This is a genomic window from Haloarcula sp. Atlit-7R (genome assembly GCF_003666065.1).
GTDB classification, from domain to species: Archaea; Halobacteriota; Halobacteria; order Halobacteriales; family Haloarculaceae; genus Haloarcula; species Haloarcula taiwanensis.
This window is the reverse complement of sequence record NZ_QXIK01000002.1, coordinates 108615-134265: the sequence shown is the minus strand read 5'-3', so window position 1 is coordinate 134265 and position 25651 is coordinate 108615. Positions and strand designations below refer to the sequence as shown.

Genomic DNA, 25651 nt, shown 5'->3' with positions numbered 1-25651 from the left:
TACCGGCGAATATCGTCGTATCATCGGCGTGTAGCCGGACAATATGTCCTCAAATATTAGAGCTCCGATACAGTATATAGATATGAGTGGATTTATACCATCCCGTGAACGAGTGCCAGTCACATGGAGACACGTAAGGTCCAGGTGACAGGCGGGTCGACGTACACCGTCTCCCTCCCCAAAGAGTGGGCAACAGAGAACGACGTGAGCGCTGGCAGCGTCGTCGAATTCCACGCTGAACGGGACCTACTGTTGCTCGCTCCGCAGCGGGACAACGGCCGCGTAGAAGGGAGTCTCGACGTGGAAGGGCTCGAAAACAGGCACGAACTCACGCGGGCGGTAATGACGATGTACGTCAGCGGCTTCGACATCATCCAACTCGAAGCGACCCGGATCACGGCCGAGCAGCGACGCATCATCCGCGATGCGACCCAGGGACTGGTCGGTCTGGAGATGATCGAGGAGACAACGGACCGGGTCGTCCTGCAGGACCTGCTCGATTCATCGGAACTGTCGGTCCACAACGCGATCACACGAATGCGACTGGTCTCGTTGACGATGCTCTCCGATGCTGTCGAGGCGCTCATCGAGGACGACGACAACCTCGCAGCGGACGTGATGCAACGCGACGACGACGTGGACCGGCTCTGGTACATGGTTTCGCGCGTGTTCCGAACCGTCCTCCGGAACCCGACGGCGGCTAACGAGATCGGCTTCCCGCGCGAGACCGTCTTCGACTTCCAGTCCAGCGCCCGCCAATTAGAGCGTATCGCTGACCACGCGACCAAGATCGCTAGCCTCTCCCAGGAGATTGGGGAGATAACTGGCGAAACCGCCGACCTGCTCGATCAGCTGGAAACCGAAGCCATTGCCGTCCCCGAAACAGCGATGGACGCACTGTTGACCGAAGACTCCGACGAGGCCGTCGAACTGGCAAACGAGGCCCGGAGTCAGATCCCTGACGTCGACGAGACCGCTCGCGAAGTCGACGGCCAGATCCGCGAGTTCGACCCACAGAGCGCGCAGGTGCTCGGGCTCGTCGTCGACTCACTGTCCCGGACCGCCGACTACGGCGGCAACATCGCCGAGAGCGCGCTCCAGAAAGCCGCACCGCGGCCACAATCCTGACCACTCGACAGTATACAAATCAGGCGCAGCCACCCTGCGGCCTTAGCGTGTCGAAACGATGCAGTGGCGACGATGCCGCCTGAGCGTTTCGAGGCACGCGACGGTGTCAGCGAGTGCCGGACACGTCACCGGACAGTCGTCGTAGAGATACCGAACGAGACTGGTTCCGTCGACACCGGAGAGAGCGGCGGTCGACCGACCGTGAAGCTGTTGCTGGCGGGTCGCTGCCGCTGCCTCGCACTCGCTTTCGATCTCGGCGAGTTGATTGTCGATGCTGTCGAGTCGGGCCGGGTCGGTCGTTCTGCGTGCGTTCGCACCGAGTGCGGCCCCGCGGCGTTCACAGTTGTCAAGCGTTGCTCGCACTGACTGTAACGACTCCCGCTCGCGTTCGAGCGCCGGGAGCAGCGTCTCGCGCTCGTCGCGTGCTCTCTCACTTGCGGTTAGCAGCGCCTCGTACAATTGTGGAGTCAGGCGCGTTCCCGTGGCGATCTGCGTGCCGAGTTCCGGGCCGAACTCCATCGACATGTTGGCTTCCAGCGAGTCATCGTACTCGGCTTCGAAATGTGGCACAGCCATAACCGTCTCTCGGTAGGCTTCCCGGACGGCACGCAGGTTCGTATCGGGTTTCGGCTGCCGGGCACTGAGCGCCGACATCCCTCCCCCAGATGTGTCGACAGTGCCTGCGGCTCGTGCCGGCGGCTCGATAGACACAAGCTGGGTCCGAAAGCGTCTGAACGCCGTCAGTTCAGCCTCGACACAGTCGATTTCTCGTTGAACGACAGCGAGCGCCTGCTCGGTTCGCGGCTGGCTTGTCTCGGTGTTAGACACGGAACACTCAGCCGGAGTATTTGCTCTCGTCGTATAGGTATTTTATATGTTCGCTATATAGACGACCGTATCCCTGCCGGTGAAGTCGGTGGTGGTCCGCTACGATCAGCGCGACACTTCGCTGCCAGCAACAGGTGCCGGCAGTCCGTCGACTCACGCCGTCCGCAACGGATGCACTTTTCCCGAGTGGGAGACTACGACCTGCTGGTGGCGATGACGAGATGTTACCCCCGCTGAGCCCCTTGTGACGATGCACTATTCCTGAGCCACCATTTCACCCCGAACAGCAGCTAAAACGGTGCAGCAGGGCCTTCGTCGGAATCTCCGTCAGCAGCCGCAGTGTCTGCCGTCGCCTCCCCGTCAGCGGTTGCACGTTCCAGCGGCCCGTCCCAGCCGTTCAGGCCTGGTTCAAAACTTACAACATCGCCATCAAAGCCTTCATACGACGCGATAAGCCGGGCAGCCTGGACGCTAGACTTCCCCTTCGGACAGACTGTCACGACCTCGTCGTCGCCTTCGAACCGTTCGACTTCGTCAACGAGCGACGGGAACGGGACGTTCTCGCTTCCGGGAATGTGGCCTCGCTCGAACGCACCGGGCGAGCGGATATCGACCACCCGGACCGTCTCTTCGTCGAGTTTCGACCGGAGCTCGTCGGCGTCGATTTCGCCGTCCATATCCAGCCGCTAGCGGGCGATGCCTAAACCTTCACCGGCTACAGCAAACCGTCGGCCTGTGCCAGCAGGATGCCTTCGATGGTTGCGTCGTTGGCCGGTTCGCGGCGGGCGACCTGCAGCGCTTCGTCGATTGGGACGGTCGTCACGGAGAGGAACTCGTTGTCGTCGAGTTCCCGGTCGACCGGTTCCAGTCCCTCAGCGAAGACGATGCCGCGGCGGTGCCGGAGCACGCCGGTCGAACACGAGAACTCCTCGATGAGTGAGACGCCGGCGGCTTCGAACCCAGTTTCCTCACGGAGTTCGCGCGCGCCCGCAGTCGTGTAGGACTCGTCGTCCTCAACGATGCCGGCGGGGAGTTCGAGACACTGCTCGCGGATGGTCGGGCGGTACTGGTCGACCATGACGAGTTCATCGCCGGTCGTGGCCACCACGACGGCCGCGTCGGGCAGTTCAGCCCAGTAGTAGTCTTTCTCGGACCCGTCGGGCTGGCGAACTCGGTCGTAGCCGCCGGTGTACCAGCCGGTCTCGTACTCGCGTTCGCTCTCGACGACGGGCCACTCGTGGGCCGGTTCGCGGGTCATACGTCCTGTCGGACCGCGACGTGGTAAAACGTGCCGTTGTGCCGGACGACGACGCCGTCGTCGGTCACAGCCCCGTCGTACTGCTGTCGCAAGGCGTCGCGTTCGTCAAAGGGCGAGTGGGTGAACGCGCCCTTGAGTCCGAACGGGCCGCGCCAGTACGGCTCGGACTGCCCGGCCGCCGACGCGGATGCCTCGGCCAGCGCCGCGCTCGTGTACGGGAAGCGTCGCTCGGACTGGGTGCTCCAGTTGATGGCAGTGCCGTTGTCGACGCTGTACTCGCCGTCGCTCGGCATGGCGACAGTGTAGTACGGGTCGCCGCTCTTGAGGAGGCCCGGGAGCGCACCCAGCGCCAGCAACAGCACAACGACGGCGATGATTCCGAGCAAGGTGTTCCGTGTGACCGGACGCATCAGACGACCTCGCGGTAGATGCGGCCGAAGGCCTGCCGACGGAGCGTCCCGACAGCGGCCCGGCGTTTATCCTGAAACGTCGCCGCGACGGCCTGCTCTGCGAACGGGGCGGCGTGCCAGACGACGTGGTCGACGTTCTCCGCGCCGACCAGCGTCACCTCGCAGTCTGTGTCTTCGCGCCACTCCTCGAACTCCGCCATCGAACCGACCTGAACTGCGAGCGACTCTGCGAACAGTACGTCGCGGGCGGTCTCAACGACCTCACTGGTGACCCGCTCCTCGTAGGTCTCCGGGTCGAGACCCATCGCCTTCGCGACTTCCTTGACGACCACCTGCGCCGTCGGCCCGAACGCGTCGTAGCGCTCACTGGCCTCGGCTGCCGATGCCGGCGCGAACTGCCCCTCAGTGTCCATACGTCCCCTTGCCGCCGGCGGGACTATTCGGTTTCGTCTTCGTTCGTGGCAGTGTCGTCGCCGTCGCCCGACGTATCGCCGTCGGTGGCGTCGCCATCGCTCTCGTTGTCGCTCTCGCGTAGCATCTCCCGCGTCAGGTCGCGCGCCTCGGCCAGCACCTCGCTGTCGTGGTCGCTGAGCGCGTTCGACCCACGGTGGCGGTCCGCCCCCTGCGGCAGGTCGGTGTGGCCGTGGTCGTGTTCATGGCTGTGGCCCCCGTCGCTGCGGTCGACGGTGTCTTCAAACACCTGTGGGAACTCCGTCTCCTCGGCGTACTCAACGACCTCGGTGGACAGTTCGTCCTCACCGAGCTGGCCCCAGTCGGGGACGCGCTCGTCGAGCCACGCTTCGTGGTCGTCGCCACCGGTCATCGCCGTAAACGCGAGGTGATTCGCCAGATGCACGTCGTCGGCTTGCGGGTCGTCACACACTGGACAGGCGTATCCCATCAGTGTGCGAACCGTGGATGCGGAGCCGTATATGCAGTCGGGGTCTCGGATCGGTGGTCAGTGCGGGAGGACTGGCTATGGAGGGCTGTCCGGCAATAGACGACGGCAGTACGACCACAGCGATCAAACAGTGCCAGACGTAGCCGACACAGTCATAGTAGTCGGACCATCACAAGCGCATCTTCGCCGTTGCTGTAGTAGTTCGGAATAGTCTTGCGGTGCTCGAACCCGAACCGCCGGTACAGCTTTCGTGCGCCGTCATTGTCGGCCCGGACCTCCAGCTTGACTGAGCCGGCCCCCGTCTCGCCGATAACCTCGAGTGCGCGCGTCAACAGCGCGCTCGCGACCCCCTGCCGACGGTACGCTGGCCGAACCGCGAGGTCCTTGATGTGGCCGAGCGGGGTACCGTGGTTCGGCACCGTGTCCGCGATGACGTAGCCCGCGACGGCGGGCGGGTCGCCATCGTCGTTGCCGGTTTCGGCGACGAGAAACCCCGGTTCGCCGAGATAGCTCTCCAGTGCAGAAAACGGCCACGGCTGTGGAAACGACGCCTGCTCGACGCGGTGGACCTCGATGAGGTCCGCACGGACAGCGCGCCGAACCGCCGGGGTACCCGGCGTCTCCGGCCCGTCTGGAGCGACCGTTGTCACGTACGTATTTCGGTGTGGACCTACATATGTGTTACCGCCGACCGAAGATACCCGAGTTCTGACTGTTTGTCGATAGGTACTGATAATTCATGCATCGATACGACCCTGCCATGGTTAGAAATGCGGAAGGTTCTTTACTCTGACGAGTGTACCTATACATGCACCCATTTGGGTGCCACCACCCCCACCCCCACCCCTCTTTCCAAACTTTTCCATCGCCACCTGGATCTGTCTTGGGGACCGCTATGCCGTAACCGGGACACTCATTCCCGTGAAACAGCGTCGGCTACGAGTATGGAGAACGAAAAAGACAGTCTCGCGCTGTCGCTAACCGGTCGTCCTGTGCCAGTACCCGAACCACATCTCTCTGTGCGTGTGTTTCCCGATAGACCGAGGAATGTGTCGCTCGACCGGAGCGGATGCCGCGCTGTTTGTGGCTTCACTGCTCGAAAAGCGATCTGCTGTCTCACGGCGCGAAGCGCTGTTCGACTTCGAAAGGATTCCTCGCTACGCTCGGAATCGTTCTGCTCGCAGGACCTGCGGTCCCGTTCCCAATACGAGGTTTCTGCGAAACCTCGCTCTAGTCGTCTGCGGGTGCAGCGCCGCCTTCGTCGTGTTGCTGCTTCGTGTGCGAGAGTTTGCCACCGGCGGCGAGGATCTCGCGTTCACGCTCGGAGGCGTCGAGCTGACCGGTTGCTTCCCAGTCGTCGTTCACGCGGATGGTGAACTCCGTCTGGCCGGATTTGACGGCCTCGGCCGCATCGTCGACGATCTCGATGTCGTCGCCTTCCTCGATCTTCTCGTAGGTCTCCTCGTCGATGGTGAGCGGGACGATACCGAAGTTGAACAGGTTCGCCTTGTGGATGCGGGCGAAGCTCTGTGCGAGGACGGTCTCGATACCCAGGTACATCGGGCACAGGGCCGCGTGTTCACGCGAGGAGCCCTGACCGTAGTTCTCGCCAGCGACGAGCACGCCGCCGTCAGCTTCGAGTGCGCGCTCCGCGAACGTGTCGTCAACGCGCGAGAGCGTGAACTCGGAGAGCTTCGGGACGTTCGACCGGTACATCAGGATGTCCTGCGTGGCCGGGATGATGTGGTCCGTCGTGATGTTGTCCTCCATCTTGAGGAGGGCTTCACCACCGACTTCGGTCTCCAGCGGGTCCTTCAGCGGCACGTCGCCGATGTTCGGGCCCTTGATGAGTTCGTCGTCGACGGCGTTCTCCGGCGCGATGAGGTCCGATTCGGAGTTGCCGATGTACTGGTCGGGCATCTCCAGCCCGGGTGCCTCGAGGTCGCCGAGTTCGTCGGCGAGGTCCCGCGGGTCGACGATTTCGCCTTTGATGGCCGCCGCGGTGGCGACTTCCGGCGAACAGAGGTAGACGTTGTCGTCCTCGATACCCGAGCGACCTTCGAAGTTGCGGTTGAACGTCCGCAGCGAGACTGAATCTGAGGCCGGGACGTGCCCGATGCCGATACAGGCACCACACGTCGCCTCGGAGAAGTTGACGCCAGCGGCCATCATCTCCGCGGTCCAGCCCTCGCGGGCCAGCATCTCGGAGGCCTGCTTGGATCCGGGGGCGACGATCATCTCGGTCTTCTTGTCGATGTTGCGCCCTTCCAGCATCTTCGCGGCCGGGAGGATGTCCTCGTAGGCACCGTTCGTACAGGAGCCGATCATGACCTGCTCGACGTCGACGCCCTCGACCTCGGAGACGGGCACGACGTTGTCAGGCATGGACGGCTCGGCGATGAGCGGTTCGAGGTCCGAGAGGTCGACGACGATTTCGTCGGCGTACTCGGCATCCTCGTCGGGGCCGATGTCCTCGAAGACATCCTCGCGGCCGAGGCGTTCGAGGTAGTCCTTGGTCTGGTCGTCCGTCGGGAAGATCGAGGAGGTGGCACCGAGCTCGGTCCCCATGTTGGTGATAGTCGTCCGCTCGGGGACGGTCAGCGTCTCGACGCCAGGCCCGGTGTATTCCAGCACCTTGCCGACGCCGCCCTTGACCGAAAGCCGGCGGAGCAGCTCCAAGATGACGTCCTTGGCGGTTGCCCAGTCGGGCAGTTCGCCTTCGAGGCGGACGTTGACGACTTCCGGCATCTCGATGTAGTACGCGCCGCCACCCATCGCGACGGCGACGTCGAGGCCACCGGACCCGATGGCGAGTTCGCCGAGGCCGCCGGGCGTCGGCGTGTGCGAGTCGGACCCGAGCATCGTCTTGCCGGGTGCGGCGAAGTTCTCCTTGTGGACGTTGTGACAGATACCGTTGCCGGGGCGCGAGAAGTGCGCCCCGAACGTACCCGCCGCAGAACGGAGGAAGCGGTGGTCGTCGGTGTTCTTAAAGTCAAACTGATAGGTCTGGTGGTCACAGTACTGTGCGGCCAGCTCCGTCTGTACCTCTTCGAGGCCCAGCGCTTCGAACTGCAGCCAGACGAGCGTCCCGGTCGTGTCCTGTGTCAGCACCTGGTCGATCTCGATCCCGATCTCTTCTCCGGGTGTAAGTTCCCCTTCGACGAGATGGTCGTCGAGAATTTTTTCCGTAAGCGTCTGTCCCATAACGTGCGTCAATGGATGGCGCGGCGGTATAAATCCCGCGTATTCCGTCGTATTTTTCATATAAAAACCCGTGCCGTCCGTCACTCGGAAGCGAGTCAACGAGACAGAACAGCGGTTGGCCAGACCGGCAAGCCTTTCCACGATACTCGCACAGAACCGGGTATGTTCAAAAGTGGGCGATTCGTCGCCGATGCCCTCGGCGACCTGAGAGAACCACAAGTGCAACCGAACGGCGTCGACCTCACGCTCGGGGCAATCTACGAACAGGTCGAACCGGGGCGCATTGAGCGCGACGGCAAGACCGTCGGTGACCGACGGGAAGTCGAGCCCAGCGACGGTGTCTACCAGCTCGACCGGGGCGGCTACATCGTCGAGTACGCCGACCGCGTCGTCATTCCGGATGGACACATCGGTTTTCTCCTTCCCCGGTCGTCGTTGCTTCGCAACTCCTGCATGCTCGATACAGCCGTCTGGGACGCCGGCTACGAGGGGCGGGGCGAGGGCTTGCTTGAAGTCCACCACCCGATAGAACTCGAACAGGGCGCGCGGATCGCACAGCTCGTGCTCGCCGACGCCGCTCACGAGGGGACGTACGAGGGGTCGTATCAGGGCGAGAACCTGTAGTTGCGACGGGCCGCTTACGGCGTCACAGTGAACGTGAGTTCGCTCCCGTCGCTGAATCCGAGCGTAACCGTGATTTCGTCCCCGGCCATGTCGACGGGCTTCCCGGAGTTACCCTTTCCTGAGGTCAGGAATTCATACATTGTGACCTCAGCCGTCGAATTTCCGGAAACCATTGCGGCGTCAGATAGCACCGCCGTGCTCCCGATCTGGTAGCCGTCTTTCCCGGCGTTGCGTTCCTTGTTCGTGTCCCAGACCCCCGTCGATGCGCCGACGACACGGATTTCGTGGTCAGTCCGGGTGCTACCGGACCCGCTCTCGAACAGCGTGCTGGCAGCGTCCGTACTGACAGTGACGTTCCTGACGCTGACTGCCGTCGAAGCCGTGTTTTCAATGGACAGCGCGACACCAGAGCCGTCACCACCGAACGTCTCTGCGTCGCCGGTGTACCTGACAAAGTCAGCCGCGTCGCCCAGCGCCACGGTCGCGGTCTGGCCGGTCGCGCCGTCGTTACCGTACGCGTCCGTCAGCTCCGACAGCGTGACCGTGTATTCGCCGGGCTGGCTCACGGTGTACTTGACTCTGTAGGTAAACGACGAGCCGCTGTTGTCGAGGTTCAACTGCTCGACGTTTTCGACAGTGCCGGGTCCGGACACGCCCAGTGTCACGTCACTCGCTTGAATCGAGGTCTGCTCTGTCGCTTCGAGTGTCACAGTGAACGTTCGGCTGCCGGTCTCGGTCGCGGTGAAGGAATCGACCGCCGGAGCGGTCGTGTCCTTCGGCGTCTGGTCATTTGTGACGGAATCGCCGCGGTTCCCCACGTCGTCTTCGACGACCGCCGTTGGCGTGACTGTCCCGTCGGCGAGTGAACTCGTGTCGAACGTCAGCGTCGTCTCGTCAGTCGCCGGGTCGATAGTCGCCGACCGCGTGATGTCAGTCCCGGTCTGGTCGGTCAGTGTGACGCGTGCCGTCTCGTCACCGTCCAGCGAATCCGGGTTTGTGATAGTCACGTCGACGGCGTTCTGGTTCGCCTGGGTGATGGCGTCGGGTTCGACAACGACGTTGTTCACGTCGCCTGGCGAGCGACTGTCGAGCACGAAGGATAGGGCAGTCTGTGGCGACATTTCGGTTCCGTCGGAGTCTTGCGCTTCCGACACCGTCACGTCGATAGTCTTGTCCACGTCGTTGTCGGCGAACCGGATCGGGACCTCGTACGTTTTCGCCGTCGTCCAGGTCCCGTCCGCGGTCACTACTGTCGCCGAGCTTTCGGTGACGCCGTCGAGTTCGATGCTCGGCGCGACGCTCCGGTCCATCTCCGTATCGAAAGTCAGCGTCAGCGTGCGTTCGACGTTGTTGTTAGCTTCTGTGTCATCTATCGGTGTTCCGGGGAGTGTCGCCGAATCGATAGCCGGTGGCTCCGGAGCTGGCGTCGCAGTCTCCGTAGCCGGTGTCTCAGTCTCCGGAGTCGGCGTCGCGGTGTCTGTGGTCGGCGTCGGATCAGTAGCCACCATCCGGCTCTCCCGACCGAGGACCGTACTGCTGTCGACAGCAACGGCGAGGACGGTGACGGTGCCGGTGTAGGAATGAGACAGTCGCACGATATCGGTCGGTTCGAACGGGCCGGTGACGGCTGACTCATAGCGCTGACTCGCAGTTTCGTTTCGGATGATAACGTCGAATGACCTGCCGTCGACAGTGTCACCGCCGTTGTGTGTGATCGAGACGGTAGTGCTCGTGATATCTATGTCGAGGTCCACCAGCGGCTCCGCGGTCGATTGTGGTCCGGACGAGAGAACACCGGCACCCAGCACCGAGACCAGCACGACGATAACAGCCGTCAGTAACACGATGCCGACCGTCTCCGATTGACCGCGGGATGAGTCAGTCATGTCAAGTCCGACCGCAGCGCCTTGTGTGGAACCGTCGACACATGGTGTCAGCAGGCGTCGGCAGAGCGGATAGTGTACTAGTACTCGTTCGCAGTCAAAAGGGTGCTGATGGTTGAGACATGGTAGGCCATGCTGTGAATTTAAGTGGATTTCCCGAGTGCTATCCATTGGTGCTTGAATCGACTATACCCCGGTCCATACCGCCGTCAGCCTTCAGTACCCGGAAATTACACAAGCACCGTTTTCAGGTACGACAACTGTCTGACCGGGGTTTATCATCGTTGCTGCGTGACAGTGAGACATGATAGTAGAATTTCACATCGACGCCCCCCTCTTGCAGCGAACAGCTGAAACGCTGAGTAAAGCAGCGATACGGATACAGCGACTGCACTGCGAGAGCGGCGACTGTCGTGCCGTCGCCTGGATTGGCCCCGTTGAGCGGCCCGCCATTGAAGCGAATCTGGCCCAGGACGAGAGTATCACCGACTATGCCCACGTAGCGGCAGAAGGAGATGGTCACTGGTACATCCTACATACGACTGATACGACAATCGACACGATCGGAGAAGCGTTGTTGAACGCGGACGGGTTCCTGCTCGGCGCCGCACAGACTGGCGAAGACTGGGTCTTCCGGGCCCGGTTCCCCGAGAAGAGTTCGGTGCTGTCGTTCCGTGACGCGCTCGTGTCCAGTGATATCACCATCGACATTCAGACCATCACTGACGACACGGAAGCCTCCCCGCAGTTCGGCGTGACGGACCCACAGAGAGAAGTGCTGTTGCTCGCGCTCAATCGTGGCTACTTCACCGTCCCGCGGGAGTCCTCTCTCTCGGACCTCGCCGCCGAACTCGGTATCTCTAGCCAAGCTGCTTCGGAGCGGCTCCGGCGGGGAACCCGGACGTTGGTCCAGAACACGCTGGCGGCCCCTGAGCGACCGCTTGTCGGCTCACCGCCAGAGTGACCGGAAGAGAGTAACTTCCGGGTGGGAGAACGCGGTGGTGGTGGGACGCCGACCAGCTGTGAGCAACAGGTCTGTGGCGACACAGTGGTAAGTAGCCGCGTGTGAGCTGACAGTGTCGAAGAGTGGTCCGTCATCGGCACGTCGGTTACTTCAGACAGTGAAATAGCTCATCCGCTGTTATAAGAGAAGGGAGCGTATGATGGCGTATGAGCTCGAACGAGGGGACTGTGTATATGCTGCGGAACCGGGCCACGGAGGGGTCCGACGACTGGGTGAGCCCCGAGCCCGCAGAAGATGTTATTGCCGATGCGGTGCTTGAAGCGACAGATCTGGCTGCGGATGATATTGACAGGCTTGATACGTACGTCGACAGCGAGTCTCTCCGTGCAGTCGTCGGCGAGGGGACGACGGAGTCGCTAACGTTCGCTGTCGAAGGACACGACGTGACAATAACCGCTGACGGAGCGATTTCTGTCGACGGGTAACCGGCGCTGACACGCCCCCGTCCAAATGAGATAAGTCGATGGCCCGAGAGCCCCAAGTATGACTCGCGTCGCGCTCATCGCACACGACGACGAGAAACCCGAGATGATAGACCTGGCACAGAGCTACGAGGACACGCTGTCGGCGTTCGACCTCGTCGGGACCGGCACGACGAGCAAGCGCATCATGGCCGAGACCGACCTCACGGTCGAGCGCAAGGAGAGCGGGCCGATGGGCGGGGACACGCAGATCGGCGCGGAAGTCGCCGAGGGCCGGATGGACGGCATCGTCTTCCTTCGGGACCCGCTGACAGCACAGCCTCACGAGCCGGACATCTCGGCGCTCCTGCGTATCTGTGATGTCCATGACGTGCCGCTGGCGACGACGCGAACCTCGGCGGAGTACGTGCTGGACGGACTGGCTCGGGACCAAGCTGACGACTAATTCCTCGGTGGACGACCGCCCGTAATCTGCTTATTCGGCGTACGTCGGTCGTTCGGCGTATTCGATTGGGTCCCGTTCGCCGATGCGCTGGAAAGCTTCGAGTCGGAACGCACAGGCGTCACACGTCCCACAGGCCGGTTCGTCGTCCCGGTAGCAACTCCATGTGTCCTCGTAGGGGACGCCGAGTTCGACGCCGCGCTCGGCGATGTCTGTCTTGGACCACTCGACGAACGGCGCGACGAGGTCGATGTCCGTCTCGGGCTTCGTGCCGGCGTCGATGACGCCCTGGAAGGCGTCGAAGAAGGCGGGCCGGCAGTCCGGGTACCCCGAGAAGTCCTCGCTGTGTGCGCCGATGAAGACAGCCCCGCAGTCGTTGGCTTCGGCGTAGGAGACCGCCATCGACAGCAGGTTCGCGTTACGGAACGGGACGTAGGAACTCGGAATCTCGTCGCTGTCGGTGTCGGCGTCGGCCACGGCCATCGAGTCGTCGGTCAGCGACGACGCGCCGATCTGGGTGAGGTGGCCGGTCTCGACGTGGAGGAAGTCCGCCGCGTCGACGTGGTCGGCCAGCGCGCTGGCGCACTCGTACTCCCGGTCTTCGGTGTTTTGCCCGTAGCTGGTGTGCAGCAGGTACAGGTCGTCGTAGCCGCGGGTCTGTGCTTCGTACGCCGCCGTGGCGCTGTCCATGCCGCCGGAGGCGAGCACGACAGCGCGGGTGTCGTTAGTCATGCTAAGTGGTATCGCAGGCAGTTACGTTCCCGGTGCGTCGTTCCAGAGGTCGACGTGGAGCCGCGGCGTGTAGCGGTAGCCGTACTCCAGCGCGAGGTCCGCGACTGTCTCCCGGGTCGATTCGAGCTGGTCGCGCGTCTGTCCTTCCGGCATCAGCAACACGTCGTCGTCATCCACGCGTGCGGACGCGGCGTCGCGGAGTCGGTCGATGAGGCGCTCGATCTCGGCCATGTCCTCGCGACCGGTGACGACGAACTTCAGTTGCGTGTCGTAGCTTTCGACGAGTTCGGCCAGCGTCGGCACGTCGAGCCGCCGGTCCTCGTGGCGGTCCGCCCACTCGCCGTCGCCGTCGGGGTCGCGGTCGGCCGTCGGCGTACTGGAGGCCAGTTTCGGGCTGACGCTGGCAAGGTCGATAGGGGCGTCCGGGACGACGGTTCCGTTAGTCTCGACCGTCGTGTGATACCCGCGGTCGGCCAGCCGCGCCAGCAGGGTCTCGCTCGAATCGTGAATCAGCGGCTCGCCGCCGGTGAGGACGACGTGGCCGGCGTCGTACTCGTCGATAGCCGCGACCACGTCGCCGACGGTGAACCAGTCGTGGGTCGGCTCCCAAGAGGTGTGATAGGAGTCACAGAACCAGCACCGCAGATTACAGCCGCTGGTTCGGACGAACACGCTCGGGACGCCGGCCAGTCGGCCCTCGCCCTGAAGCGACTGGAACAGTTCGTTGATAGGGAGGTCGCCCGTCTCCGCGTCGGCGTCGGTCCCCTCGATGTCGACCCCGGGCGTGTCGTTTGCGACCGGCATCAGCGGATACAGAGTTCGCTGGTCTCCCGGACGGAGACGGCGACGCCCGACACCGTCTCCGGGAGGCGGTCGGCGAGGCGCTGTTCCAGTATCGCGGCCATGACCTCGGCCGTCGGCGGGTGGTCGAGGACGACCACGGCATCGCCATCGCCGCTGGCGTCGAAGGCTTCGACCAGCGGGTCACCGGCCTCGAGCAGGAAGCGGTGGTCCCACTCGTCGACCACGTCCGTGATGTCTCCCTTATCCACGACCCACCCTTCGTCGGTGAGTTCACCGGTGACACGGACCGTTATTTCGTAATTATGTCCGTGCGGGCGCGAGCATTTCCCGTCGTGCTGTAGCAATCGATGGCCCGCAGAGATACGGAGCGGCCGGTCACCGCCGACGACGAGTTCCCGTTCGCCAGCGTCGGCGGGCGTGTCATCGGCCTTCGATAGTCCCTGAGACATACCACGGTATTATCGGTCGGTGGCTTAACTCTCACGGGAGCTGGCTAGCCAGTGCCTCGGTAACACAGAACTGAGACGAGCAGGGGCGAGTCGTCACTGTCCGACAGTAGGTGCGCAGTGGAGACACCCCTCGGGAACGAACGGACAGCGTTCACCGTGGGACGGCGCTCGATGACCATCGAAGACCGCGCTACGTGTTAGTGGGAGTGGCAAGTCACTCGGAGAGTGAATCGTCGGCGACGGCCGCAAGTCGTCGGTTCATCGCTCGGAGATACTCGGCGGCAGCGTCGGGATGGCCGTCATCTAGCGCCGTGTGTACCTGCTCGCAGCCGTGGAGCAACTGCGAGCGCAACTCACACTCCGGGAGCTTGTGCTGGCTGACCGTCTCGGCTGTCGCAACTGCCTGTCGAGCCGTATCGAACTCCGCGCCGCTGATCGCCGTCTCGCCCTCTTCAGCGAGTTGTGTCAGCACCGCGTGTACGTCGCTGGGCAGGTCACTGGACACAAACGCTGTTTAGGCACGCACAGTGATAACGGCCGTGTTAGATGTCCAGCGGGGACCCGAGGCGCAAGCCCGGACAGCACCTGTGGTACCCTCGCCGTGCGGACGCCTGTGGGTGGGTGGGCGGGCTGTGGCCGGCAGTGATCTCGGAACACAGGTCGAAAGCGATGGACGGGAGTCCCATCTCACAGGCGACTATCGTTCGCGGATATCGGCGTAAGGGATAGGTCACTGCAGCCCACAGGGTTGGGTGTGACACGACGTGCCGTCGAACGGGAGTTCGAGCGTTACCTCTCGCAGTTCGTCGACGAGACGTACGCGGCGTTCGATGTGGCAGCCGTGCTTCGCGGGTCAAACGGGAGCGGCGGCCGCGTTGCGGGCAAACTGCTGAACAACAGCCGCCCGCTGGAACGACACGTTATCCGGCCGAAACTCCAGTCCTACCAGCAGCAGATACTCGACCAGCTGGAGCCGGTGCTGGATTACGCTGCCACCGACGCGGCGTTCGACGCATACGCTGACGACGTGCTGGCCCGCGATATCTACTGGAACGCGCTCCGTGACACTGTCCGTGGCGACCGACGAGACCAGATTCGGGAGCGGCTGCTGGCCCGCCAGCAGTCGTTTGGAGACGACCTCGCGCCGCTGGTCGCCGCCGACAGCGACGACTTCTGGACGGCTGTCACTGATACATACGACCAGGAGACGGCGACGGATATCGTTCAGACGCACTTCGAGTTTTCCGTTCCGCTGCGGGAGGACCAGAACGCCTTCGCCTTCGAACTCAGCATCGACCCCGGCGAGGTGCTGGGCGGTCTCGCACGGGCCCTGCCCACGCTCGACGTCGAATTCACCGACGAGGCGTTGCGGTCGATGCGCCACGCCGAACAGCAGGTCATTCCGTCGGCGAAGGCTGACGTAGCGCAGGCGTACGACTCATAGAGTGGCCCTGCCGCTACGTGCCGCTTTGCTCAGTCTGCGTTACCAGTCGGTGTTTGGAGTAGTATGTCCGAAAGTGGACACAGCGGCCGTCTTGGCACGTGGACGGCCGTTGTGTCAGGTATTGGTGTTGGTGTTGACTGACGACGGCAGGTGTGGTTACTCACGTCGACTCGGCCTCGGACTCCGCGAGGCCGATAGAGCATGGGAGCTTGGCAGCGAACGCCGGTAACGGCGTTCACATACGGGCTACAGTACGTAGACCAATCAACCTGCCATCGGTTTCCATGTCCCCATATGGTAAATAACCTACGGAATATGTTACTTCTATACCGAGTAAATCATTATAATCCATCGTCAGACACCAGGACTGCCGAACACGAGAGGGGTCCGATATACTAGAAATCTGGTATGTATCCGCCGCCAGTCGCGGAGACCACCGCGGCAGTGGGTCTCAGTCGTCGAAGGGCCAGTCGCCCGTAATCCGCATCCCCTCGGCGAGGTCCTGCGATTCGAGGGCGGCAGCTATCTCCGCGGGGTCCTTGCGGTCGGCGCGCACCGAGCCGTCGGCGAGCGTCACGGCGAGTTCGGTCAGCAGGACGGCCTGCTCGCGGAACGTCCGGGATTCCAGTTTGTCCAGCGTGTCGGCGTGGGTGTGGCCCCAGCCGCGGCCCTCGCCGCCGGTTTCGCTGGTCACGTGGTAGCCGGGGACGCCGCGCCGGACAAACGGCCAGTGGTCGCTGTGGGGACCCTGCTCCGGCGTGAGCGAGATGGGGTGGTCGAAACGGTCGGCCACGTCCTCGGCGGCGGCCGCGAGCGCGTCGAACCCGTGGGTGAAACACTTCAGCGTCCGGCCCTGGACGACGCCGTCCAGATTGAGCACGGCCGTCACGTCGTCGGGGGCCACGTGGGCGGCCAGCCGGTTCGAGCCGACGAGTCCGACCTCCTCCGCGCCGAAGGTGACGAACTCCACGCGCGTCGCCAGTTCGTGCTCGCGGCCGGCCAGCGCCCGCGCGAGTTCGACGACCATCGCCGTCCCCGCGCCGTTGTCCATCGCGCCCTCCGCGATGTCGTGGGCGTCGACATGACTGGTCACCAGCAGTCGTTCGTCCGTGTCCGGTCCGAGTTCGGCGTGAACGTTCTGACTCGTCGCAGCGGGCGTCTCGCAGTCGACGCTAAGGGCGACATCATCACCGGCGTAGCGGCGACCCAGTCGCGCGCCCGTCTCGCTGGCGACGCCGACTGCCGGAATCTCGCCGATGGGGGTCTCAGCCGTGCCGACGCTCCCGGTCGGTGGCAGCACGCCTTCGACGTGGTTGCGGTAGATGAACCCCGCCGCCCCGGCCTCGACGGCGAGGTAGTACTTCTCCCGCCGGTGGATATACCGGTCGTACCAGTCGGGCACGTCAGAGCGGGCCAGCACTATCTGGCCCTCACAGTCAGCGTCCTCGAAATCCTCCGGGAGGCCGTGGCCGACGTCCACCAGTTCGCCGGTCACCTCGCTGGACGGCGACCGCGGGAGGGCGATGCATTCGTGCGCCCGTGTCGCGACCGGTGACCCATCGACGTGGACGGCGCTGTCGCCCCGCTCCCAGCCCTGTATCTCGAACTCGGAGAGTCGAGCGTCGCGGGCGTACGCCGCCAGCGCGTCTCGGGTCGTCTCTGCGGCCGTCCGTTCGCCGTCGCTGCCGGCCATCCGGTTCCCGATGTCGACCAGCCTCTCCAGGTGGTCCCACCCGACCGTGCTGGTGAAGGTCTCGCCTATCCAGTCAGTGTCGTCCATACCTCTCGGTGGGGTCGTGCCGGGTTTGAAGGTAGGGGTCGGCGGCCGGCGCGGCGATTACCGGGGCGCGAGCGGACCGAACCGGCTGGCGACTCCGTACCCCAGGACAGCCAGCGCGGTGCCGACGAGGCCGAACAGGAGCAGGGAGAGGAGAAACTCCAGCGGCGTGACGGCGACCGCCGGCTGGTCCAGCAGGCGGCGGTACGCCGAAAGGAGCCCGCTCCCGAAGACGGCGGCGGCGAGGAACCCGCCGAAACTGGCGACGCCGACGGTCGCGGCGGCGACCGCGCGATACCGGCTGGACAGGTCGCGTCGCCCGGCGTCGGCATACACCAGCGCGACCGCGACCGGTGACACGAACAGGGCAGCGAGCACCGGGAGGAGGGTCATGTCCGGATATCGCTGGTCCGAGTCATAAAGTCACTCCCGAGCGACGGCGGCCTCCGGTATTTTGTCCGGAGCGCGCGAAGCAGACCTATGCGCGCCGCAGTGCTTGAGGCGTACGACGAACCGCTGGCAGTCCGGGACCGCGATCCGCCGACCCCGGACCCGGACGGGGCCGTCGTCGCGGTCGAGGCGTGTGGCATCTGTCGGAGCGACTGGCACGCCTGGCAGGGCCACGGCGACTGGGCCGACGACGACGTGCCGATAGGACAGGTGCTGGGCCACGAACCGGCGGGCCGCGTCGTCGAGACGGGCGACCGGGTGACGACAGTGTCGGCCGGCGACCGCGTCGTCGTGCCGTTCAACCTCGGCGACGGGACCTGTGGCTACTGCCGAAACGGTCACGGCAACGTCTGTACGGGCGGGTGGGCGCTGGGCTTCGAGTCCGACGTTCCGGGCGCGTTCGCCGAGCGAGTCGCCGTCCCGCAGGCCGACTACAACCTCGTGGGGCTGCCCGACAGCGTTGATTTCGACGCCGCGGCAGCGCTGGGCTGTCGGTACGTCACGGCCTTTCACGCGCTGGCACATCGGGCTGACATCGCCGCCGGGGACCGCGTCGCGGTGCATGGCTGTGGCGGCCTCGGGCTGGCGGCCGTCCAGATCGCGTCGGCGCTGGGTGCGAGCGTCATCGCCGTCGACATCCGCGAGGACCCGCTGGCGATGGCCCGTGATGTGGGTGCGACCGCTGTCGTTGACGCCAGCGCTGTGGCAGACGTGCCAGCGGCCATCGAGGCCGAAACCGACGGCGGCGCGGAGGTGTCCGTCGACGCGCTGGGCCGGGCCGAGACCTGTCGGAACAGCGTTCGATGCCTCCGACCACGAGGAACGCACGTTCAGGTCGGGCTGACGACCGATGCTGAACGCGGCGAGGTGGCGCTGCCGACCGACTGGATCACCCGCTGGGATATCGACGTGCTCGGCTCACGCGGGATGCCGCCGTCGCGGTACGACGAACTCCTCCGTCTGGTCGCTGACGGGACGCTCAATCCCGGCGCACTCGTCACCCGCCGGGTGGCACTAGAGGAAGTTTCGGAGCGGCTGGCCGCGATGACAGACTACGGGACCGACGGTATCGAACTGGTAACGGAGTTCGGCCGGTAGCGGGTACGCTTTTAGCGCTTCAGCTTGACACCCCAAGCATGTCCAACATACTGCGTGACGCTGTCGTCGACCCAGCCCGGGACGCGCTCCCGTTTCTGGTCATCACCGTCCTGTGGGTTATCGTGATGCTCGTCCTCTACGGCCTCTTTCTGGTCACCAAGCCGAGCGATATCACGTACGACGCCTGGGTCCACGCGACGGTGTTCGTCGTCCCGGCCATCGGGTTCTTGGGACAGGTACTCCAGCAAGCGCTGTCGGGTCACCACCGGACCTGACCGGCTCCCCGTCACTTCCAGGGGTTCGGGACCAGTTCGGCCTGCACCGTCGCGCCGACGGCGAGATGCGTGTCGGTTGTCGGCTCGGCGATACAGAGCAGGACGTAGCCGTCCGCAAGCTGTCGGTCCTTGAGTGCCCGCGGCGAGCGGTGATGCACCACGTCACCGGACAGCAGCCGAGCGGTACAGGTCCCGCACGCACCGGTTCGACAGCCGAACGGCAGTCCGATATCCGCGGCCGCCGCGGCATCGAGTATCGTCTTGCCGTCCGGGACGAAAATCGTCTCCGTCCGGTCGCTGTCCCGCCAGTCCAGCTGGACCTCGGACATCAGCTGCCCACCCGCACCGCCGTCATTGCCACACGTCGCTGGTACAGTCTCCGTCGGGCCACCGGATCTCGTGGGCACGAGCAGGGCCTTCGGGCAGGTCGCCGAAGTCCACGAGGAAGTCCCGGTCCAGCGACATTGTCCCCGTCCGCGGATCCACATCGGCTTTGAGCATTACCGAGCCGGTCTCGGCCTCCTCGGGGAAGAACTGGTTATCCCACGACGAAAACAGCGAGGTCGTCCAGTACAGCCGCTCGCCGTCGAGTGAGAGCTGAAGCATCTGCGGACCCGCGACGATGTCACGGCCCTGTACCTGCTGAATGTCGCCGAAGTAGCCACCGATAGAGATCGAATCGGCCTTCCGGGGGTTCGACGGGTCCGAGATGTCGTACATCCACACCTCGCCGTGGAGCCAGTTCGACCCGAAGAGGTAGCGGTCGTCCATCGAGATGAGGATGTCCGTTACCAGTGCTGGCACCGGCATGTCCCACCCCTCGTGTTCACGGTCGTCGAACTCGATGACTGGTTCGGCATGATACTCACCGTTCGATTCGTGGAAGTGGATGATATTCGAGGATAGCGCCGCGCCGACGTAGCCGTGCGTGCTCTCGGGTGTGTGGAGAAAGCGGGCTTCGAGCGGAATCAGACCGTCCTCGCCGAGGTCGATGGTCTGTTCGACGGTGCCAGCCTCCCAGTCCCAGAAATTGAGATGCTGGCCGTATTTGCCGTCCTCAACGTCCTCTAAGTCGAACCCAGGGTAGTAGGTTTTCGGGGCCGCCCACTCCGTCGACAGCATCACGTTCTGGCGGGGCTGATACCAGTAGTCGTAGTTCATCTCGATCTCGCCGGGCGGGTCCCACCGACCCTGCACCTCGAAGTCGTCGTTCAGTTCCAGAAAGCCGCCGGGGAGGTCGCCGTCGGCGTCGCCCAGCATGGAGATAAGGATCTCACCGTCGGGGATGCAGTGGACGGTGTGGGGCGCGGAGAGGTCGTGGTCGTACACCGTTTCCGGTTCAATGACTTTCGTCAGTTCAGGGTCGCGTCGCTCCTTGGTGTCGACGATGTGAATTCGAGATGACCGCTGGCCGGGAATGACGAGATGCCGGCGCTCCAGTCCGTCCATGTGGCACGATGAGGAGCAGGCGTTCCACCCGAAATGGTGGAGTTCGTCGCCCTTGTTCGGCATTTTGACTCGATTGATTATTTCGCTGTAGGTGTCCGAGTCAGGGTCGACATCGACGACAGCCAGAAAGTCCGGCGCGTCGACGTCCTGACCCACGTGCAGCCCCATCACGTAGGCGGTCCGTTCGCGCTCGGCCTCCTCAATGGCCGCCTGCGGAGTGGCATAGCCCGGCCCCTCGTGGTCGTGATGCTCGTGATGGTCGTGTGTCTCGCTCTCTGACGGCTGTTCGGCGTCACTCATGCTTGTTAGTTACATACACATTACATTTTAGCGACGTGTTCCGGATGAAACGGCCGCTACATGCGGCGTGGTAATGGCAGCGTCCGGCTCGATGCACGGGCCACCGTCGGCTTCACGCCAGTTGTCGCCAGCTCCACGTCGGTTCCCAGTCGAGCAGCTGCTGGGCTTTCGAGGTGTCGATGAGCGCCGCATACGGGTCGCTGTCCTCGCCCGTCTGTCTTCGGTAGTCGGCCTCGGGATACAGTTCCGCTGCGAGTTCGGCGCTCGGTGTCTCAGCACTCGTGTCCGGGGCCGACACCCAGAACCGCTCGTGGCCATCGAACGACGCCTCGATGGCTGCCTCGACGAGCGTGACAGCATCGGTAGCGTGGACATATCCACAGAGCGTGTTACGCTGGGTATGGAAATGCGCCGAGTTCCGGAGTCCAGCGAGGGTACGGTCGGCCTCGACGAACGTCTCGTGGGCCAAGTCATCGTCGACCACCCACGGGAACCGAAGCGACGTAATGGTCTGGGGTGCGTCCGCGCTCCGGCGGGCGAACCCATCAGCAGCGATCTCCAGTGCCTGTTTCCCCATTGCATACGGGTTCGACGGCGTGAGGCGGTGGTCCTCGTCAATTGGGAGGTAGTCGAGCGTGATGGCGTCCGGTTCGAACCCGCCGCCGATGGCGCTGAAACTCGACGCCAGAGCGACCGTGTCGATACCCAGTTCGCCGGCTGCTTCCAGTAGGTGATAGCTGGACATGACGTTACTTTCATAGGTCCGGTATCCCGGCGTCTGGTCGGGCGTGGGAACCATTCCGAGGTGGACGACAGCGTCGGCATCGCTCTTTGCGAGTGCACCGTACACCTCGCCCGCATCAAGCAGGTCAGTCTCGATGTATACGTCCGAGTGTGTCTCGTCGCGCCGACCGCGGGAGAGATTGACCGTCCGGTATCCCGCTGCATCCAGATATTCGAGAACGTGCGTGCCGACACGGCCGTTACCGCCAGTGACGGCGACCGATTCGGGCATGCAAGGATATGCACCAGACAGACTCAAAGGGGTTCCGCCGGGACACGTCGATGGCCGTCCTCACGCCGCAGCGAGCGCCTTCCGAACGGCGTCCTTGATCGGCGTCTGGTCGATTGGCACGACGTCCTGCAGGTCCATTTCCGGGTCGACCGTGACTGGGTTCCGCATACTCTCTGCCAGCGGCCGGGCGATAGCGTACTGTACGTCTGTCGTGAATCGAAGCCAGTGCGAGGACAGGCCCGGCGTCATCACCGGCACGGGGATGATAAACAGTCGCTTGCCCTTCTCTGCCGCGGTGAGTTTCAGCAGCGACTCGTAGGACCACACTGATGGCCCGCCGATGTCGTAGGTCTCGTCACGGGTCTCATCGGCATCGAGCAACGCCACGAGGTAGCTAATCGCGTCGTCGACACCGATGGGCTGACACGGCGTTCTGACCCACTTGGGGACGAGCATCAGCGGCAGCCGGTCGGTCAGGTCGTTGACGATCCGGAAGCTCGCGCTCTCCGGGCCGATGATGACCGCCGCACGGAGTACCGTCAGGTCGAACGACCCCTCCGCCAGCACCGACTCGACTTCGCGCCGCGACGCCAGATGGGGCGAGAGGTTCTCCTCGTCACCGCTGATACCGCTGAGATAGACAACCCTGTCGACGCCCGCGGCCGACGCCGAGTCCGCGAACCGACGGGCGTAGCGACGGTCCAGCTCAGCGAAGTTCTCGGAAGTGAGCGAGTGGATGAGGTAGTACGCAACGTCGATGTCGTCGCAGAGTCCATCGAGGGAGTCTGGGTCGCCGAGGTCACCCTCGAACGGCTCGACCCCGTCGGGAAACGATTCTTCGCTCGCACTCCGGGAGAACGCCACCACGTCGTGGCCTGCGTCGTTCAGGGCACGGACCAGTCGCTGTCCGATGAATCCGGTCGCACCCACGACGAGCACACGCATGTGTTCGTACCTTGTGTCGGAACCTCAAGGACGTTGCGGCGATTCCCGTGCCGTGACAGTCACCGGGGCCGTGAGAAACAGGGACGGGCGTTGCGATTCCCCGGGTTCAAACCGCTCTGATACTGCTATTCGCTCGTCACGTCCGCTCCTCGCAGAATAGCGGGCAGCGAGGGATTTGAACCACAGTCGTTTCGCACCGCTACACTCCCTGATTCAAATCCTCGCTTCCGGTTCGCTCACCGCTCGTAAAACTCGGGTTCGCTGCACGGGCGGCGAGGGATTTGAACCCCCGACCATCTGGTCCGGAACCAGGCGTTCTGTCCGCTGAACTAGCCGCCCACAAGAAACGCTATCGGACTGCGCGTCTTAACGATTGTGAACCCGTCAGGGCGACTCGCCGGTCTCGATAGTGAACTCGCTGGTCGGGTACGCGACACAGGTCAGACAGTACCCCTCTTCCATGTCGTCGTCCATCAGCGAGTCGTTGTTGCTGTGGCGGATGTAGTCCTCGGCCGGGCCGTCCTCGATATGGCCGGCACAGGAGATACACTGGCCCTCACGGCAGGCGTAGGGGAGGTCCCAGCCTTCCTCTTCGCCAGCATCGAGAATCGTCTCGTTGTTGGCGACCTCGATTGTCTCGCCTTCCTTGGCGAATTCGATTTCGTAGTACTCGACCTCGTCGTCGGCGATGTCGTCGGGGTCGAAGCCGTCGTCCTCCTCTTCGACCTCTTCGCCTTCGCCGAGTTCGCCTTCGGCCTCACCGGCCGGAATCGCTGTGGCACCGCCACCGCCGATAGAGCGGTTGTACGGCTCCGGGAAGTCCGTCTCGGGGACTGTCGCGGCCCGCTGCTCAAGGACCTCCTGAGAGATATCTTCCGGTGCCTCCCAACCGGTCCCTTTGGCGTAGTGGAGCGCGACCACTATCAGGGTAAGCGTGGCCCCGGCGGCGAGTCCAACGAGTTCTACCATGTGCACGACTATGGAATACTGGTTTAATTAGCTGTTGTTTCACCCGCAGCCACCCGCGAACGGCCCGGCCATATTAGCTGTTGTTTCACCCGCAGCCACCCGCGAACGGCCCGGCCATCAGACAACAGTGTGCCCGATGGAGGCGATTAATTTCCATACTGTTTAGTTCTATCAATTAATGGGGAGTGACATGAGAGTAAAAGAGTCGTGGAACAATCTCGGTACCGCTGGAAAGGTACTCGTCGGAATCGGTGTCAGTATGGCTGTTCTGGTCATCCTCATTCCGATTATCATCGTCGTCTCGGCGGTAATTGCGTCTTTCGTGCTGGGAATGGGTAGCGGTGGGGGCGACGTATCTGTGGCCCCACAGGCCTCGTTCTCGTTCGAGCACGAGCAGACACCAGACGGTGTGGTTACTGTTGTAACCCACGACGGTGGTGAGACGATCAGCGCGGAGCAACTCACTATCGAAGTGACGGACGGACAAACAGTGGGGTGGGACGATGACGACGGCAGAGTGACTGTCGGCGATCAGTCGAGCGTTAACGTCGAGGGCGGAACCGAAGTCAGCCTCGTCTGGCACGGAGACGACCAGACAACAGTGCTCGCAAGAAGCACTGCTCCAGCAAACGAATCCTGAAGCGACACGGTAGCACACTCACTCCCGTCGTGGGACGTCGTGGCGACCGAAGCCGTACCTGAGCCGGCTTGCGAGGCGGCGCGAGAAGCGGCCGTCGTCGGCCCGCGAACCGAACCGCTCGGCCAGCGCCTGGTAGATGAGCGGCACCGGGACTTCCTGTTCGAGCGCCTCTTGGACGGTCCAGGTCCCCGTCGACCCGCCCTCGACGCGGTCGGCCACGTCACCGAGGTCGTTGCCCTCCTCGCGGAACGCCTCCTCGCAGAGTTCCAGCAGCCACGACCGGATGACCGCGCCGTTGTTCCAGGTGTTGGCGACCGATTCGAGATCAAGGTCATAACGGCCGTTGGCCAACAGTTCGAAGCCCTCGCCGTAGGTCTGCATCAGTGCGTACTCGACACCGTTGTGTACCATCTTGACGTAGTGGCCCGAGCCGGCCGGTCCCATCCGGTCGTGGCCGTCGGGGCCGGTCGAGACGGCGTCGAAGACGGGAACCAGTTCGTCGTAGGCCCACTGCGGGCCGCCGACCATCAGTGAGAAACCCAGTTCTGCACCCGCCGGACCGCCGGACGTTCCACAGTCGAGATAGGCCGCGTCGGTCGACTCGGCGCGGCGAACCGAGTCCTCGAAGTAGGAATTGCCGCCGTCGACCACGATGTCGTCGCCGTCGAGTGTCGGAGCCAACTCGTCCAGCGCAGCGTCGACTGGGTCTCCGGCCGGAACCATCAGCCAGATGCGTTTCTCCGAGCCGAGTTTCTCCGCGAGGTCCGCGATGGACGACGCCGGCCGAGCGCCGGCGTCCGCCGCGTCGGCGACGCTCTCCTCGTCGATATCGAAGACGACGACTTCGTGGCCGGCTTCGAGTACGCGGTCGACGACGATTCGGCCCATGCGTCCGAGTCCGATGACGCCAAGTTCCATACCGAGGAGTCGCCGACCGAACAGGTAGGGGTTGCGGTTCGACAGAAAAGCGTGGCACGAACACCACCCGTGCCGTCGTCAGTCATAGCGCCATCGCCACCCAACTGCCTCGGAAGCGGCCGTGGGAAGCCAGCAATTGCCACGTAGCGCTGTCCCGTACTGCACCGAATACTCCGGCTCTGGAATCCAAAAAATCTACGGAATACAATCACATCATACGTGATATTCCGAGGACCACCGCCGTTTTGTTCCGGCCACTCTT

The 25651-nt window shown here is 63.7% G+C and carries 29 protein-coding genes, 1 tRNA gene and 1 pseudogene; 9 read left to right on the top strand and 22 right to left on the bottom strand.

Annotated elements, in window-relative coordinates:
• Positions 1 to 123: 123 nt before the first annotated feature.
• Positions 124 to 1128 carry a phosphate uptake regulator PhoU gene (locus D3D01_RS04680; RefSeq protein ID WP_101350978.1) on the top strand — a complete coding sequence of 335 codons (1005 nt, stop codon included), beginning with the start codon at positions 124 to 126 and terminating at the stop codon, positions 1126 to 1128.
• A gap of 42 nt (positions 1129 to 1170) precedes the next feature.
• Here D3D01_RS04680 and D3D01_RS04675 read toward each other — a convergent pair whose 3' ends face one another.
• The 8 genes from D3D01_RS04675 to D3D01_RS04640 form a co-directional block, all read right to left on the bottom strand.
• On the bottom strand, positions 1171 to 1956 hold the full coding sequence (locus D3D01_RS04675) for a hypothetical protein (protein ID WP_121511405.1): 786 nt from the start codon (positions 1954 to 1956) through the stop codon (positions 1171 to 1173).
• Between the two features lie 290 nt (positions 1957 to 2246).
• Positions 2247 to 2633 (bottom strand): rhodanese-like domain-containing protein, encoded by a 387-nt coding sequence (locus D3D01_RS04670; protein ID WP_121511404.1) that lies wholly within the window; start codon positions 2631 to 2633, stop codon positions 2247 to 2249.
• 38 nt (positions 2634 to 2671) lie between these two features.
• On the bottom strand, positions 2672 to 3214 hold the full coding sequence (locus tag D3D01_RS04665; RefSeq protein ID WP_004590966.1) for an NUDIX hydrolase: 543 nt from the start codon (positions 3212 to 3214) through the stop codon (positions 2672 to 2674).
• A complete protein-coding gene (locus D3D01_RS04660; RefSeq protein WP_121511403.1) occupies positions 3211 to 3624 on the bottom strand; it encodes a hypothetical protein in 414 nt (137 codons plus the stop codon). The genes D3D01_RS04665 and D3D01_RS04660 overlap by 4 nt, the downstream gene beginning before the upstream one ends.
• The gene (locus D3D01_RS04655) at positions 3624 to 4037 is read right to left on the bottom strand and encodes a DUF5809 family protein (RefSeq protein ID WP_121511402.1); all 414 of its coding nucleotides are present in this window, start codon (positions 4035 to 4037) and stop codon (positions 3624 to 3626) included. Before D3D01_RS04655 ends, D3D01_RS04660 begins: the two co-directional genes overlap by 1 nt.
• Positions 4038 to 4060: 23 nt before the next feature.
• A complete protein-coding gene (locus D3D01_RS04650; RefSeq protein ID WP_121511401.1) occupies positions 4061 to 4525 on the bottom strand; it encodes a DUF5810 domain-containing protein in 465 nt (154 codons plus the stop codon).
• 152 nt (positions 4526 to 4677) lie between these two features.
• A complete protein-coding gene (gene rimI / locus D3D01_RS04645) occupies positions 4678 to 5175 on the bottom strand; it encodes a ribosomal protein S18-alanine N-acetyltransferase (RefSeq protein ID WP_101350985.1) in 498 nt (165 codons plus the stop codon).
• Positions 5176 to 5755: 580 nt separating this feature from the next.
• The gene (locus D3D01_RS04640) at positions 5756 to 7729 is read right to left on the bottom strand and encodes an aconitate hydratase (protein ID WP_101350986.1); all 1974 of its coding nucleotides are present in this window, start codon (positions 7727 to 7729) and stop codon (positions 5756 to 5758) included.
• 141 nt (positions 7730 to 7870) lie between these two features.
• Between D3D01_RS04640 and D3D01_RS04635 the strand changes: the two are divergent.
• A pseudogene (locus D3D01_RS04635) lies at positions 7871 to 8353 on the top strand (deoxyuridine 5'-triphosphate nucleotidohydrolase); the annotation flags it as partial.
• A 14-nt stretch (positions 8354 to 8367) separates the two neighbouring features.
• On the opposite strand, the gene D3D01_RS04630 reads toward D3D01_RS04635, so the two are convergent.
• Positions 8368 to 10239: a type IV pilin N-terminal domain-containing protein gene (locus D3D01_RS04630; protein WP_158600438.1), complete on the bottom strand. Its 1872-nt coding sequence runs from the start codon at positions 10237 to 10239 to the stop codon at positions 8368 to 8370.
• A gap of 301 nt (positions 10240 to 10540) precedes the next feature.
• On the opposite strand from D3D01_RS04630, the gene D3D01_RS04625 reads away from it, so the two are divergent.
• From D3D01_RS04625 to D3D01_RS04615, 3 genes are all read left to right on the top strand, one after another.
• Complete coding sequence (locus D3D01_RS04625; RefSeq protein ID WP_101350989.1) at positions 10541 to 11200, top strand: helix-turn-helix domain-containing protein; 660 nt, start codon at positions 10541 to 10543, stop codon at positions 11198 to 11200.
• Positions 11201 to 11406: 206 nt separating this feature from the next.
• A complete protein-coding gene (locus tag D3D01_RS04620; RefSeq protein ID WP_101350990.1) occupies positions 11407 to 11685 on the top strand; it encodes a HalOD1 output domain-containing protein in 279 nt (92 codons plus the stop codon).
• Between the two features lie 58 nt (positions 11686 to 11743).
• Positions 11744 to 12127: a methylglyoxal synthase gene (locus D3D01_RS04615; RefSeq protein ID WP_101350991.1), complete on the top strand. Its 384-nt coding sequence runs from the start codon at positions 11744 to 11746 to the stop codon at positions 12125 to 12127.
• Between the two features lie 30 nt (positions 12128 to 12157).
• On the opposite strand, the gene queC is transcribed toward D3D01_RS04615, so the two are convergent.
• From queC to D3D01_RS04595, 4 genes are all read right to left on the bottom strand, one after another.
• Positions 12158 to 12856, bottom strand: a complete 699-nt coding sequence (gene queC, locus D3D01_RS04610) for a 7-cyano-7-deazaguanine synthase QueC (RefSeq protein ID WP_121511398.1) — start codon at positions 12854 to 12856, stop codon at positions 12158 to 12160.
• Positions 12857 to 12877: 21 nt separating this feature from the next.
• On the bottom strand, positions 12878 to 13660 hold the full coding sequence (locus D3D01_RS04605; protein ID WP_121511397.1) for a 7-carboxy-7-deazaguanine synthase QueE: 783 nt from the start codon (positions 13658 to 13660) through the stop codon (positions 12878 to 12880).
• Entirely contained in the window at positions 13660 to 14109 is a 450-nt protein-coding gene (locus tag D3D01_RS04600) for a 6-pyruvoyl tetrahydropterin synthase family protein (protein WP_121511396.1), read from the bottom strand. The genes D3D01_RS04605 and D3D01_RS04600 overlap by 1 nt, the downstream gene beginning before the upstream one ends.
• A gap of 214 nt (positions 14110 to 14323) precedes the next feature.
• Positions 14324 to 14614 (bottom strand): hypothetical protein, encoded by a 291-nt coding sequence (locus D3D01_RS04595; protein ID WP_101350995.1) that lies wholly within the window; start codon positions 14612 to 14614, stop codon positions 14324 to 14326.
• A gap of 249 nt (positions 14615 to 14863) precedes the next feature.
• Here D3D01_RS04595 and D3D01_RS04590 point away from each other — a divergent pair, with 249 nt between their 5' ends.
• Positions 14864 to 15553, top strand: coding sequence for a hypothetical protein (locus D3D01_RS04590; protein WP_121511395.1), 690 nt, complete (start codon positions 14864 to 14866; stop codon positions 15551 to 15553).
• A 451-nt stretch (positions 15554 to 16004) separates the two neighbouring features.
• On the opposite strand, the gene D3D01_RS04585 is transcribed toward D3D01_RS04590, so the two are convergent.
• Both D3D01_RS04585 and D3D01_RS04580 read right to left on the bottom strand, forming a co-directional pair.
• Positions 16005 to 17333, bottom strand: coding sequence for a M28 family peptidase (locus tag D3D01_RS04585; RefSeq protein WP_121511394.1), 1329 nt, complete (start codon positions 17331 to 17333; stop codon positions 16005 to 16007).
• A 57-nt stretch (positions 17334 to 17390) separates the two neighbouring features.
• On the bottom strand, positions 17391 to 17723 hold the full coding sequence (locus tag D3D01_RS04580) for a hypothetical protein (protein ID WP_101350998.1): 333 nt from the start codon (positions 17721 to 17723) through the stop codon (positions 17391 to 17393).
• 87 nt (positions 17724 to 17810) lie between these two features.
• On the opposite strand from D3D01_RS04580, the gene D3D01_RS04575 reads away from it, so the two are divergent.
• On the top strand, positions 17811 to 18878 hold the full coding sequence (locus D3D01_RS04575) for a zinc-dependent alcohol dehydrogenase family protein (protein WP_101350999.1): 1068 nt from the start codon (positions 17811 to 17813) through the stop codon (positions 18876 to 18878).
• A 38-nt stretch (positions 18879 to 18916) separates the two neighbouring features.
• On the top strand, positions 18917 to 19153 hold the full coding sequence (locus D3D01_RS04570) for a hypothetical protein (RefSeq protein ID WP_101351000.1): 237 nt from the start codon (positions 18917 to 18919) through the stop codon (positions 19151 to 19153).
• Between the two features lie 11 nt (positions 19154 to 19164).
• Here the strand turns inward: D3D01_RS04570 and D3D01_RS04565 are convergent, their stop codons facing one another.
• From D3D01_RS04565 to D3D01_RS24905, 6 genes are all read right to left on the bottom strand, one after another.
• On the bottom strand, positions 19165 to 19482 hold the full coding sequence (locus tag D3D01_RS04565) for a 2Fe-2S iron-sulfur cluster-binding protein (RefSeq protein ID WP_101351001.1): 318 nt from the start codon (positions 19480 to 19482) through the stop codon (positions 19165 to 19167).
• 22 nt (positions 19483 to 19504) lie between these two features.
• Positions 19505 to 20902, bottom strand: a complete 1398-nt coding sequence (locus D3D01_RS04560) for a selenium-binding family protein (RefSeq protein ID WP_101351002.1) — start codon at positions 20900 to 20902, stop codon at positions 19505 to 19507.
• 112 nt (positions 20903 to 21014) lie between these two features.
• On the bottom strand, positions 21015 to 21917 hold the full coding sequence (locus tag D3D01_RS04555; protein ID WP_121511393.1) for an NAD(P)-dependent oxidoreductase: 903 nt from the start codon (positions 21915 to 21917) through the stop codon (positions 21015 to 21017).
• 60 nt (positions 21918 to 21977) lie between these two features.
• On the bottom strand, positions 21978 to 22862 hold the full coding sequence (locus D3D01_RS04550) for an NAD(P)H-binding protein (protein WP_121511392.1): 885 nt from the start codon (positions 22860 to 22862) through the stop codon (positions 21978 to 21980).
• 266 nt (positions 22863 to 23128) lie between these two features.
• A tRNA-Arg gene (locus D3D01_RS04545) sits at positions 23129 to 23201 on the bottom strand.
• A gap of 45 nt (positions 23202 to 23246) precedes the next feature.
• Complete coding sequence (locus D3D01_RS24905) at positions 23247 to 23831, bottom strand: 2Fe-2S iron-sulfur cluster-binding protein (RefSeq protein WP_121511391.1); 585 nt, start codon at positions 23829 to 23831, stop codon at positions 23247 to 23249.
• A 190-nt stretch (positions 23832 to 24021) separates the two neighbouring features.
• Here D3D01_RS24905 and D3D01_RS04535 point away from each other — a divergent pair, with 190 nt between their 5' ends.
• Positions 24022 to 24471, top strand: a complete 450-nt coding sequence (locus D3D01_RS04535; protein WP_101351006.1) for a type IV pilin N-terminal domain-containing protein — start codon at positions 24022 to 24024, stop codon at positions 24469 to 24471.
• An 18-nt stretch (positions 24472 to 24489) separates the two neighbouring features.
• On the opposite strand, the gene gnd is transcribed toward D3D01_RS04535, so the two are convergent.
• Positions 24490 to 25389, bottom strand: a complete 900-nt coding sequence (gene gnd, locus D3D01_RS04530) for a phosphogluconate dehydrogenase (NAD(+)-dependent, decarboxylating) (protein ID WP_121511390.1) — start codon at positions 25387 to 25389, stop codon at positions 24490 to 24492.
• Positions 25390 to 25651: the final 262 nt, after the last annotated feature.

What these genes read in the sequence shown, in the direction of transcription:
- D3D01_RS04605 (WP_121511397.1), bottom strand. Translation starts at nt 13,660, where the DNA reads ATGCCGGTCGCAAACGACACGCCCGGGGTCGACATCGAGGGGACCGAC.
- D3D01_RS04620 (WP_101350990.1), top strand. Translation starts at nt 11,407, where the DNA reads ATGAGCTCGAACGAGGGGACTGTGTATATGCTGCGGAACCGGGCCACG.
- D3D01_RS04550 (WP_121511392.1), bottom strand. Translation starts at nt 22,862, where the DNA reads ATGCGTGTGCTCGTCGTGGGTGCGACCGGATTCATCGGACAGCGACTG.
- D3D01_RS04655 (WP_121511402.1), bottom strand. Translation starts at nt 4,037, where the DNA reads ATGGACACTGAGGGGCAGTTCGCGCCGGCATCGGCAGCCGAGGCCAGT.
- D3D01_RS04670 (WP_121511404.1), bottom strand. Translation starts at nt 2,633, where the DNA reads ATGGACGGCGAAATCGACGCCGACGAGCTCCGGTCGAAACTCGACGAA.
- D3D01_RS24905 (WP_121511391.1), bottom strand. Translation starts at nt 23,831, where the DNA reads ATGGTAGAACTCGTTGGACTCGCCGCCGGGGCCACGCTTACCCTGATA.
- gnd (WP_121511390.1), bottom strand. Translation starts at nt 25,389, where the DNA reads ATGGAACTTGGCGTCATCGGACTCGGACGCATGGGCCGAATCGTCGTC.
- D3D01_RS04665 (WP_004590966.1), bottom strand. Translation starts at nt 3,214, where the DNA reads ATGACCCGCGAACCGGCCCACGAGTGGCCCGTCGTCGAGAGCGAACGC.
- D3D01_RS04650 (WP_121511401.1), bottom strand. Translation starts at nt 4,525, where the DNA reads ATGGGATACGCCTGTCCAGTGTGTGACGACCCGCAAGCCGACGACGTG.
- D3D01_RS04585 (WP_121511394.1), bottom strand. Translation starts at nt 17,333, where the DNA reads ATGGACGACACTGACTGGATAGGCGAGACCTTCACCAGCACGGTCGGG.
- D3D01_RS04565 (WP_101351001.1), bottom strand. Translation starts at nt 19,482, where the DNA reads ATGTCCGAGGTCCAGCTGGACTGGCGGGACAGCGACCGGACGGAGACG.
- D3D01_RS04575 (WP_101350999.1), top strand. Translation starts at nt 17,811, where the DNA reads ATGCGCGCCGCAGTGCTTGAGGCGTACGACGAACCGCTGGCAGTCCGG.
- D3D01_RS04640 (WP_101350986.1), bottom strand. Translation starts at nt 7,729, where the DNA reads ATGGGACAGACGCTTACGGAAAAAATTCTCGACGACCATCTCGTCGAA.
- D3D01_RS04560 (WP_101351002.1), bottom strand. Translation starts at nt 20,902, where the DNA reads ATGAGTGACGCCGAACAGCCGTCAGAGAGCGAGACACACGACCATCAC.
- D3D01_RS04680 (WP_101350978.1), top strand. Translation starts at nt 124, where the DNA reads ATGGAGACACGTAAGGTCCAGGTGACAGGCGGGTCGACGTACACCGTC.
- D3D01_RS04535 (WP_101351006.1), top strand. Translation starts at nt 24,022, where the DNA reads ATGAGAGTAAAAGAGTCGTGGAACAATCTCGGTACCGCTGGAAAGGTA.
- queC (WP_121511398.1), bottom strand. Translation starts at nt 12,856, where the DNA reads ATGACTAACGACACCCGCGCTGTCGTGCTCGCCTCCGGCGGCATGGAC.
- D3D01_RS04630 (WP_158600438.1), bottom strand. Translation starts at nt 10,239, where the DNA reads ATGACTGACTCATCCCGCGGTCAATCGGAGACGGTCGGCATCGTGTTA.
- D3D01_RS04660 (WP_121511403.1), bottom strand. Translation starts at nt 3,624, where the DNA reads ATGCGTCCGGTCACACGGAACACCTTGCTCGGAATCATCGCCGTCGTT.
- D3D01_RS04625 (WP_101350989.1), top strand. Translation starts at nt 10,541, where the DNA reads ATGATAGTAGAATTTCACATCGACGCCCCCCTCTTGCAGCGAACAGCT.
- D3D01_RS04570 (WP_101351000.1), top strand. Translation starts at nt 18,917, where the DNA reads ATGTCCAACATACTGCGTGACGCTGTCGTCGACCCAGCCCGGGACGCG.
- D3D01_RS04600 (WP_121511396.1), bottom strand. Translation starts at nt 14,109, where the DNA reads ATGTCTCAGGGACTATCGAAGGCCGATGACACGCCCGCCGACGCTGGC.
- D3D01_RS04580 (WP_101350998.1), bottom strand. Translation starts at nt 17,723, where the DNA reads ATGACCCTCCTCCCGGTGCTCGCTGCCCTGTTCGTGTCACCGGTCGCG.
- D3D01_RS04615 (WP_101350991.1), top strand. Translation starts at nt 11,744, where the DNA reads ATGACTCGCGTCGCGCTCATCGCACACGACGACGAGAAACCCGAGATG.
- D3D01_RS04555 (WP_121511393.1), bottom strand. Translation starts at nt 21,917, where the DNA reads ATGCCCGAATCGGTCGCCGTCACTGGCGGTAACGGCCGTGTCGGCACG.